The organism is Mesorhizobium sp. M7A.F.Ca.MR.362.00.0.0 (assembly GCF_004023175.1).
In the GTDB taxonomy this organism is placed as follows: domain Bacteria; phylum Pseudomonadota; class Alphaproteobacteria; order Rhizobiales; family Rhizobiaceae; genus Mesorhizobium.
This window is the reverse complement of record NZ_RZTF01000339.1, coordinates 5,447-6,952: the sequence shown is the minus strand read 5'-3', so window position 1 is coordinate 6,952 and position 1,506 is coordinate 5,447. Positions and strand designations below refer to the sequence as shown.

General features: G+C 70.0%; 1 protein-coding gene. It reads left to right on the top strand.

Annotated features, from left to right (window positions below):
• Positions 1–1,370 (top strand): LysM peptidoglycan-binding domain-containing protein (locus tag EOC06_RS29095; protein WP_164898796.1); only part of this gene is annotated, 1,370 nt, incomplete at its 5' end.
• Between the last annotated feature and the right edge of the window lie 136 nt (positions 1,371–1,506).

Sequence of the window (1,506 nt, the reverse complement as noted above, 5' to 3'; positions counted from 1 at the left end):
ATCCCATGCCGCCGGCGCAAGTGGCGGCGCAGACGCCGCCCGCAGCGCCAAAATCGGCCGATCCCGGCACCGAAGCGCGGCTGCCCGCCGCGGAAGCCCCTGCGGCTCCCGCCGCGGTGCCCCAGGCAACGGCACCGGCCGCACCGGCCGCGGACGCGGCGGCGCCGGCTGCGGCCGGTCCGGTCGCACCGTCCTTCGATGTCGTGCGCGTCGAAAGCAATGGCTCGATTGTCGTCGCCGGCAATGCGGCGCCCAACGCCAAGGTCGAGATCCTCAACGGCTCGACGGTGCTTGGCTCGACGGTCGCTGGTCCCGATGGCGCCTTCGTTATCATTCTCGACGATCCGCTGAAGCCCGGTGATTATACGATCGCGCTGCGCGCGACCACGGGCGATGTCGTAACGCCCTCGGTGCAGACCGCCGTGGTTTCGGTTCCCAAGGATGCGGCCGGCCAGGTGCTGGCCATGGTCGAGGAGCCGGGCAAGCCGGCCGAATTGCTGACCGTTCCCGCGCCCGCGGCAAAGCCGGCTGCTCAGGCCACCGCGCCGGCTGCTCCCGCAGCCGAAGCGCCCGCAACTGCTCCGGCACCAGCCGCCCCAGCACCTGCCGTGGTGGAAGCAGCACCGGCTCCTGCGCCGGCGACGCCGCCCGTTGCAGGCGTGACCGAGCCCAAGATCGTCGTCGAGGCGGTCGAGATCGACGGCAGCAAGATCTTTGTCGCCGGTCTCGCCGATGCCGGCCGCAAGGTGCGCGCCTATGCCAACGACATCCTGCTCGGTGATGCGCAAACGTCGACGGATGGTCATTTCCTGGTCGAGGCGACGCGCGACATTCCGGTCGGCAGCTACACAATACGTGTCGACGGCCTCGATACCGACGGTGTGACAGTTGTGGCCCGCGCAGCCGTGCCGTTCGAGCGCGAGCCGGGCGAAGCGGTCGCCGCCGTGGCACCCTCGGCGCCGAAGCCCGTTCAGCCCAAGCCGGCCGCACCTGCCGCCGCCGAGGCGCCGGCCGCGGCCGGGACGGCTCCGGCCACGACGCCTGCTCCCGCCACCGAGGCTCCGGCCGTTGTGGCGGAGGCGACGCCGCCAAGCGATGTGCCCGAGACCGTGGCGCCCAAGCTTGAACATGCCGACGGCGCCGTCATCATCCGCCGCAACGACACGCTGTGGCGGATTTCACGGCGCGTCTATGGCCATGGCGTGCGCTTCTCGACCATCTACCTCGCCAACCAGGACCAGATCAGCGATCCCGACCGCATCTGGCCGGGGCAGGTGTTCAAGGTCCCGGAAAAGTCGAAGGAAGGTGAAGCCGCCGACCTCAAGGCGATGGGCGAGCAGGCAACGACAGCGCCGGCCAAGACGCAGTAGGGTTGGCGATTGGCCAATCTCCCTCCTTGAGGGGGAGATGGCCGGCAGGCCAGAGGGGGCGTCGCGCGTGAAGCGCCGACCTTCTCTTTTCTCCAAACGACGTCGCGTCAGGACGCACCGACCCCCTCTGTCACCT